The 8,337-nt window shown below is 46.8% G+C and carries 8 protein-coding genes; 1 reads left to right on the forward strand and 7 read right to left on the reverse strand.

From position 1 onward, the window contains the following. Nucleotides 1-396: 396 nt before the first annotated feature. The 6 genes from Q1A41_RS13430 to Q1A41_RS13455 form a co-directional block, all read right to left on the reverse strand. Nucleotides 397-1,800, reverse strand: a complete 1,404-nt coding sequence (locus Q1A41_RS13430) for a HAMP domain-containing sensor histidine kinase (protein WP_299979874.1) — start codon at nt 1,798-1,800, stop codon at nt 397-399. Continuing rightward, on the reverse strand, nt 1,797-2,486 hold the full coding sequence (locus Q1A41_RS13435; RefSeq protein ID WP_299979877.1) for a response regulator transcription factor: 690 nt from the start codon (nt 2,484-2,486) through the stop codon (nt 1,797-1,799). Before Q1A41_RS13435 ends, Q1A41_RS13430 begins: the two co-directional genes overlap by 4 nt. 31 nt (nt 2,487-2,517) lie before the next feature. After that, nucleotides 2,518-3,207 (reverse strand): PepSY domain-containing protein, encoded by a 690-nt coding sequence (locus Q1A41_RS13440; protein ID WP_299979880.1) that lies wholly within the window; start codon nt 3,205-3,207, stop codon nt 2,518-2,520. 607 nt (nt 3,208-3,814) lie between these two features. Further along, entirely contained in the window at nt 3,815-4,621 is an 807-nt protein-coding gene (gene trpC, locus Q1A41_RS13445) for an indole-3-glycerol phosphate synthase TrpC (RefSeq protein ID WP_299979884.1), read from the reverse strand. A gap of 38 nt (nt 4,622-4,659) precedes the next feature. Then, nucleotides 4,660-5,691, reverse strand: coding sequence for an anthranilate phosphoribosyltransferase (trpD, locus tag Q1A41_RS13450; RefSeq protein WP_299979886.1), 1,032 nt, complete (start codon nt 5,689-5,691; stop codon nt 4,660-4,662). 14 nt (nt 5,692-5,705) lie between these two features. Next, entirely contained in the window at nt 5,706-6,284 is a 579-nt protein-coding gene (locus Q1A41_RS13455) for an aminodeoxychorismate/anthranilate synthase component II (RefSeq protein ID WP_299979889.1), read from the reverse strand. 309 nt (nt 6,285-6,593) lie between these two features. Here Q1A41_RS13455 and Q1A41_RS13460 point away from each other — a divergent pair, with 309 nt between their 5' ends. After that, a complete protein-coding gene (locus tag Q1A41_RS13460; RefSeq protein ID WP_299979892.1) occupies nt 6,594-7,013 on the forward strand; it encodes a DUF6515 family protein in 420 nt (139 codons plus the stop codon). Nucleotides 7,014-7,137: 124 nt separating this feature from the next. Here Q1A41_RS13460 and Q1A41_RS13465 read toward each other — a convergent pair whose 3' ends face one another. Continuing rightward, nucleotides 7,138-7,899 (reverse strand): hypothetical protein, encoded by a 762-nt coding sequence (locus Q1A41_RS13465; protein WP_299979895.1) that lies wholly within the window; start codon nt 7,897-7,899, stop codon nt 7,138-7,140. Between the last annotated feature and the right edge of the window lie 438 nt (nt 7,900-8,337).

Raw genomic sequence — 8,337 nt, forward strand, 5'->3', positions numbered from 1 at the left:
CAAAAGAAACTCTGTTCTGTTCAAGTCACTTCGCAAGCAAGAATTTAAAACCGTAAGTAAATCGCCTAAACCAAACATCGTACCATCTACCCGGGGTCAGATCCCTTAGGATCTGACCCCATTTCGAAGCCGGGAACCTTTATCAATTCAACTAACAAAAAGACCAAAGAAAAGCGGGCTTCGCCAAAACAAAGTAATACGTTCCAAACCGTGCAGGTACTCGGGGTCAGATCCCCTGGGATCTGACCCCACTTCGGAGCCGGGATTTTTAATTAAATCGATTAATAAAAACAACTAAAAGACAAGGGCTTCGTCAAAACAAAGCGATACATTCCAAACCGTGCAGGTACTCGGGGTCAGATCCCTTGGGATCTGACCCCACATCGAGGCCGGGATTTATACGCTACGCAATAAGCAAATAGAAACCACAAACTTCCCGTTTTCCAACTTCAAACCAGCCTCGCCACCCATCGCCTGCACAGCAGCTTTCACAAAGCTTAAACCCAAACCATTCCCTTCTTCAGTACGACTCTGATCACCACGATAAAAACGCTCAAAGGCTTTTTCTTCTATCGCCTCAGAGGCAACCACTCCGCCGCCAGTTAAACCCTTCTCTACCGAGTTAGAACACTCAATACACAAATATTTATCCGAGGGTTTTATACAAAGCTCAATCACTTCACCGGTAGCACTGTACTTACTAGCATTATCCAAGAGATTACAAACCGACTGCATCAACAAAGCATGATCAGCTTTTACCAAGCCTAAACCTTCAGGTTTTGATTCAAGGTTATCAGCTACCTTCCACTGCAAAACCTGATTTTTCTCTTGAAATACTGGCTCGTACAACTCGATAGAATCGACTACACAAGGGTAAGGATCCATATCATCTAGCGCTGAAAGCTCACTGCGATTCTCTAAGCGATTAATCTGCAGTAAAAGACCAAATGTATTCTGCAAATTCGCCAGCAACTTTTCACTGTGCTCCAGCTCTGGATAGCGTTTCGCAGCCGTTTGCAGTTGATTATAAGCAGCCGTTAAAGGGGTACGTAAATCATGAGCGATATTATTGGCCTGCTGCCGGGTCGAGTGCATAGCGGTTTCCACATCCGACAGCATATGATTAATATTATCTACTGTTACAGCTAGGGGCCCGCTTAAATTACTGTCTTTAACTCGACGGCTAAGATCTCCGCTATTTACGATGGCTGCCGTGGTAGTATTAATATCCATCAAGCGTGCTTTAATACGATTTTGTAGATACCAACTTAGGGAAAGCCCCAGGCCTAACACCGAGGCCATAATCGTAAAAAGAATCGCCGGCCAATTATGATCCGAACTTAAAATAGATGGATCTAAAGCAACGGTAACTTCAGCATTAAACTGCTCCAATGGAGTTGTTAGAGAAGTAAAGTTCACCTCTTTGCCATCATGAAACGTACTAAAGTCCATCAAACCTTCAGGAAAGGGAATGGCCGAAGGAAAATCTGGAGGAATTTCTTCAAAGCTGGTGATCAAATCTCCGTTCATAGAAATAATAAACTGGTAAGGGCCGCTTTTTTCGAACTCCTTTCTCAGTAGCTTCTCCAACTCTAAAACTTCACCCTGGCTCAGTAGCTCTTGCTGTTCGATAATTTGAGCTTCGAGACTTTCCATTTTCGTTTCCAAGGCGAAGCTGGTGGTATCTCGTACATACCAAGCACCCAGCCAATCGGCCATTAGAAAAGCCAACAATAAGAAAACAAAAGCTACCGCACCATAAATCCATAGCAGGCCACTAAACGGATCACGCCACCTCATGCAGGCGCCTCCATCTTGTAACCTGCGCCTCGCACAGTATGCAGCAAGGATGGCAGATCTGGCAGATCAACTTTTTTACGCAGGCGGCTGATGTGCACATCGATCACATTGGTTTGCGGATCAAAGTTATGCCCCCAAACCTGCTCTAGCAGCATGGTACGAGTGATGACCCGCCCCGGGTTTTGTAAAAAGTACTCTAGGATATGAAACTCTCGGGTATTCAGCTCAATGGCCTGCCCGGCCCGGCTTGCTTTTCGGCTCATGCGATTTAACTCTAGATCGGCCATCGTCAATAAGCTTTCCGCCGCCGAGACAACAGGCGCGGCACGTGCCGCTAGGATTTCAGACCGGGCCAACAATTCACTAAAGGCAAACGGCTTTACCAAATAATCATCACCGCCAGAACGCAAACCTTTTACTCGCTCATCAACACTATCGAGCGCACTCAAAATAAGCACCGGGGTATTTACCTCGATGGCTCTTAGGGCCTTTAACATCTGCAGGCCATCCATTTCAGGCATTAGTCTGTCGCTGATAATTAACTGGTAATCAGCCTGTGATTGTGTAGCCAGCTGAAAACCTTCTCGGCCGTCTCGCGCCCAATCAATACGATGCCCAGCCTCTTCCATACCTTTGCAAATAAACTGAGCTTGTTCTTGATTATCTTCAACTAATAACAGTTTCACAGGCCTAACCTTTTATTCTGTGATTTTAAAATTAACTTGCCGGATCAGCTGGCGGAGCTTTGTCTTCAGCTTGCTCACATATGAAAGCCAACTCTTTGCGCAGCTCTTTATGAATATCCCCAGGTATTGAATGCAGCGCTTGCATATCGGCCATGCCGATAAAGGGAAAGTCATCACCACTGGTGAACACCTCGATATCAATATCGTCGCCACCTAGAATACTCATTTGCTTGCCAAAATGCCTAAAGCTGCGATCGAGAGCTTTCATCTTGAAACTTTCGCCATCAAGGACGACACGCTGATAGCCATGTTCTAGCTCGACACCCAATAAATAGTCGCCAGTTTCCATATCAAATTCAACCGACTCAATATCGCCTTCTAACTGTTTAGACGCCACTTTTAAGGCTTTTGCTAGCTGGGGCCTAATTTTGGATTGGACCTTTTTACTGGTATTAAGTTGCTTGCCAGTTTTGGCATCCAGCTCCATATAGCGTGGCATGCCTTGGTTTAAGTATTCCACCAGATATACCGCCGTACCCTTCCGCTTTTCCAGCATTACGGATAACACAGGCCCATCGGCCAACTTCTCAGCCTTCTGCAGCGCCTCAGACACCTTTAGGTTTGTATCCGCCGCATAGGCCCAGTGTGCCACCGATACACTTGCCAATATGGCCAGTAGCTTAAAAGGACGGGCAGTTTTAATAATAGATTTGATATTCATTCCAGCCTCCATCATAAGAATAAAATCAGGGCTGAGCACCCTGCACATGATTATTCTGACAAAACACAATGGAAGTATTCTTTGCGTAAAATGACAATTTTTTCATGAATAACGAGGATGGGGTTTCGCCAAGCCAATGCAATATCGCCCACATCGTGCCGGCACCCGGGGTCAGATCCCTTGGGATCTGACCCCACCTCGAAGCCGGGATGTTAGGTTAAATCGACTAACTAAAAAGAACTGAGAGAAAGGGCTTCGCCAAAGCAAAGTAATACCACCCACATCGTGCAGGCACTCGGGGTCCGGCACCCGGGGTCAGATCCCGTGGGATCTGACCCCAATTCGGAGCCGAGATGTTAAATTAGATCAACTAGCTAAAAGAACTGCAAGAAAGAGGCTTCGCCAAAACAAAGCAATACCACCTACATCGTGCAGGCACCCGGGGTCAGATCCCTTGGGATCTGACCCCACTTCGGAGCCGAGATGTTAAATTAGATCGACTACCTAAAAGAACTGCAAGAAAGAGGCTTCGCCAAAGCAAAGCAATACCACCTGCATCGTGCAGGCATCCGGGGTCAGATCCCTTGGGATCTGACCCCATTTCAAACTAATGAAACATCTCCATCAATTTCAAGCCAGGATCATCGGCACGCATAAAGGTCTCTCCCACCAAGAAACCATTTACATTATGCCCACGCAACGCCGCCACATCATCGATAGTCGCAATACCACTTTCAGTAATCACAATACGATCACCAGGAATTACATCCAATAGCGCGAAGGTGTTTTCTAAAGACACATCAAAGGTATGCAAGTTGCGATTATTAATACCAATCAACTTATTCGGTAAATCCATCGCCAGCTCAAGCTCTTCGCGATTGTGTACTTCTACCAGAACATCCATGCCCAACTCTAAGGCCTGAGTATTTAAATCCTGCAACTGATAAGCATCTAAGGCCGCAACAATTAACAATACACAATCCGCACCAATCGCACGTGCTTCTTGAATCTGATATTCATCGATCAAAAAGTCTTTGCGAATAACCGGCAACTTAGAGGCACTGCGCGCTTCTTTCAAAAACTCTTCATGGCCTTGAAAGAAATCCGCATCGGTCAATACTGATAAACAGGCTGCCCCACCCTTCTCATAGCTGCGTGCAATATCCGCTGGGAAGAAATCTTCACGGATAATACCTTTACTTGGCGAAGCCTTTTTAATCTCAGCAATAACCGCCGCTTGGCCAGCATCAATTTTAGTTTCGATCGATTTTACAAAGCCTCTTGCAGGGCCTTGATCTTCCGACATGCTACGCAAATCATTCATGCTGACTTTTGGACGACGCTCGGCAATCTCTTCTAACTTGCGGGCTAAAATTTTATCTAAAACGGTATTGGTCTTTTTAAAGCTGCTCACAATTACATACTCTTCTTGTTGCTAGGATGCTCAGATGATTAATCCATGCAACGGGTAAATTCTGCCAACTCGGCAATTTTTTCTTTCGCTAGGCCGCTAGCAATCGTATCTTGGGCTCGGGCAATACCTTCAGCTAAAGTATCCGCCACGCCACTGACATAAATAGCCGCACCCGCATTTAAAGCAACAATGTCTGCGGCCTTTTGGGCGTACTTACCTTTGCGCTTGCCTAGGGCATCGCGAATTAGAGCTAAAGATTCCTCGGCGGTTTCCACCCCCAAGCCAATTAAGCTCTGGCTATCGATGTTGAAATCTTCTGGCTTAATTTCATATTCGCTAATCTCGCCATTTTTTAACTCGGCAACATTAGTAGCTGTAGCTAGTGAAATCTCATCCAAACCATCTTTGGCGTGCACCACCATGACATGCTCGGCACCGAAGCGTTTTAATACTTCAGCCATATGGCGACATAAATCCCCATTAAACACACCAATCACCAAACGCTTAACGCCGGCAGGGTTAGTCATTGGGCCAAGAATATTGAAAATAGTTCGCTGGGCTAATTGCTTGCGAGGGCCAATAGCGTATTTCATGGCACCGTGGTGAGCCGGGGCAAACATAAAGCCCACTCCCACTTGCTCGGCACAGCGAGCCACCTGCTCTGGGCTGATATCCAAGCGAATACCGGCCGCCTCGATAACATCGGCACTGCCAGAAGAACTGGAAACACTGCGGTTACCATGTTTAGCTACATGGGCGCCTGCAGCAGCCACAACAAAACTAGAAGCCGAAGAGACATTAAATAGGTTGGCACCATCGCCACCCGTGCCAACAATGTCGACTAGGTTTTCGGCGTTTACTGTTACCTCACTGGCCAGCTCGCGCATTACCTGCACGGCACCAGTAATTTCATCCAAGCTTTCGCTTTTCATGCGCAGCGCTACTAAAAAACCACCAATTTGTGCTTCAGTAGCTTGGCCCGTCATGATTTGTTTCATCACGGCAGCCATTTGCTCGGTGGTTAAATCTTGGCGCTGAATAATCGTGCCTAGCGCTTCTTGAATATCCATTGCTTGGCTCCCGCTTAGGCCTGTAGAAAATTATTCAGTAGATCATGGCCATGATCACTTAGGATGGATTCAGGGTGAAACTGCACACCTTCGATATCTAAGGTTTTATGGCGCAAGCCCATAATCTCATCAACACTGCCATCTTCGTTTTGAGTCCACGCTGTGATCTCTAAACAATCGGGCAAAGTGTTTTTATCTACCACCAAAGAGTGATAGCGAGTGGCCTCGAAGGGGTTAGCCAAGCCTTTAAATACGCCAGAATCGTTGTGATAGATAGGAGAAGTTTTGCCATGCATCACCTGGGCCGCGCGGACTACATCGCCACCAAAGACCTGACCGATACTCTGATGCCCCAGGCAAATGCCTAAAATCGGCAATTTACCCTGAAAATGCTCGATAACCGGCATAGATACACCCGCCTCATTGGGAGTGCAAGGGCCCGGTGAGATAACGATTTTCTCGGGGTTTAGCGCCTCAATGCCCGCAATATCCACCTCATCATTGCGCAGCACCTTCACATCCGCCTTTAACTCGCCCAAATATTGAACAATGTTATAGGTAAATGAATCGTAATTATCGATCATCAAAATCATGGCTAGTGCTGCATCCTATCTAAGACTGTTGAGCTATTGGCTTGTGTGGGCCTGAACGCCCTTTTATCAGGGGCGGTATTTTCCCCCGAAACGGCCCAGGAATAAAGGGGCATAAGCTTATAAAGATCGGGGTCAGATCCCTTGGGATCTGACCCCACGCACGCAAACAAAGGGGTCAGGTCCCATGGGACCTGACCCCAGCTTGGAGCCGTGATCTACCCGCCACAGCCCCATTCCACAATTCCTACACATTCACTCCACAATCCCCCCTTAAGGTGGACCATGACTAAAACAACAGGAGATAGCCCCATGAAGCCATCATCCAAGGCTAAACTAGCCGTTGTAGCATCTGCCTTTGCGCTAAGCCTCGGCCTAAGCCAGCAGAGTATCGCCCATAAAGCCAAAACCATTACGGTGCATAAACACAAGGCGCACCATCACCACCATCTGCCCAAGGCACATCATAAATTCACTTGGAAAGGCCTAAGTTATTTTGTGGCTGGCGGTTTGTTTTATCGATTTGTTGATGATCACTACAGCGTAGTAGCAACCCCACATGGCGCGCGGCTTAAAGTCTTGCCCGGAAAAGCGAAGGTGGTGGTAGTCAATAAAAAACACTATCACGTAGTGAACGGCCACTATTACCGATACAGCAAGAAACACCATGACTATGTATTAGTAAAACAACCACACAAACATAAGCACGTAAAAGTAGTAGCACACTTCTAATCCCTGCCGGGCACAACCGAGGTCAGAATCCTAGGGTTCTGACCTCTTCCTTTTAAATAGAATTGCGGCACCAGGGGTCAGACCCCATGGGGTCTGACCCCGTTCTCGAAGCCGAGATGCTTAATTACCCACACACAGTTTTATACTGCTTAAATTCTCTAGAAAGATGAGCACAAATAGAATAGCGATGCGGGCTTTGTTTTAAGTTTCTAGCAATAACCTTTGCATTACGGCGAATGCCACGGTTGTAGTTTTCTATGATGGTTGCTTTGAGTTTTTTGGCTTCGACACTGGGGTCAGAACCCTCTGGGTTCTGACCCCGACTTTGCAATTCTGGCCAAATAATCTGCCCGACCAGAGCCAGCTGAATATTTACTGTATTCTCCCAAGGCCCAAAGCGCGCAGCCTGCAGCACCGCTCGCTCAAACTCTTGATCAAATTTCTGTTGGTAGGCCTTCATCAAGGCAATACCAGACCAACTATAAGGCCAACGCGGGCGCAGCTCGATGGCGGTTTTATGTAAGTCTATTGCCTGCTGAGCAAGAGAGTTAATACGTGCTTGGCTTTCTGATTGCGGCTCTCGTTGTTCTTTCAAAATAGCCAGCCATAAAAGGTAGGCTTTAAGATCGTGATATTCAGCGTGATAAGGATTCCAACCGCGAGCGCTTTCGGCATCTTCTAAAGCTTTATCTAGTTCTTCTTTGGTAGGCAAGCGATCTTCTTTAAACCAAAGATCAGATGCATAGCGCGCTGGATAGGAGGCAGCATCGGCCATCGCGAAACGGAAGGCGAAAATGATAACCACGAGGATGATAAGCGCCATTGGCACAAACCAAAGCCAATGCTTATTAAAATTTGATGCTGTACTAGCTGAAGAATCGCCCATTAAAAAACACCAAAAACAAACTAAACAAAGGGGCCACAACCTGGGGTCAGATCCCTTGGGATCTGACCCCGGTATCGGAGCCGGGATTTAAATCGCAACTACCCAAGCAATAAACGGCTACATCTACAAGATCATCTAAACCACATACATCGTGCCTTAACATGGGGTCAGATCCCTTGGGATCTGACCCCGGTATCGGAGCCGGGATCTAAATCGCTACTACATAAGCAATAAACGGCTACATCTAAAAGATCATCTAAACCACAAACACTATGCCTTAACGTGGGGTCAGATCCCTTGGGATCTGACCCCGGTATCGGAGCCGGGATCTAAACCGCAACTACCCAAGCAATAAACGGCAACATCTACAAGATCATCTAAACCACATACATCGTGCCTTAACATGGGGTCAGATCCCTTGGGATCTGACCCCGGTAT

It is taken from the genome of uncultured Pseudoteredinibacter sp. (genome assembly GCF_947502065.1).
GTDB lineage: Bacteria > Pseudomonadota > Gammaproteobacteria > Pseudomonadales > Cellvibrionaceae > Pseudoteredinibacter.

Coding starts and splice junctions, on each gene's coding strand:
- Q1A41_RS13430 (WP_299979874.1), bottom strand. CDS start 1,800: ATGAGGTGGCGTGATCCGTTTAGTGGCCTGCTATGGATTTATGGTGCG.
- Q1A41_RS13440 (WP_299979880.1), bottom strand. CDS start 3,207: ATGAATATCAAATCTATTATTAAAACTGCCCGTCCTTTTAAGCTACTG.
- trpD (WP_299979886.1), bottom strand. CDS start 5,691: ATGGATATTCAAGAAGCGCTAGGCACGATTATTCAGCGCCAAGATTTA.
- Q1A41_RS13455 (WP_299979889.1), bottom strand. CDS start 6,284: ATGATTTTGATGATCGATAATTACGATTCATTTACCTATAACATTGTT.
- Q1A41_RS13460 (WP_299979892.1), top strand. CDS start 6,594: ATGAAGCCATCATCCAAGGCTAAACTAGCCGTTGTAGCATCTGCCTTT.
- Q1A41_RS13465 (WP_299979895.1), bottom strand. CDS start 7,899: ATGGGCGATTCTTCAGCTAGTACAGCATCAAATTTTAATAAGCATTGG.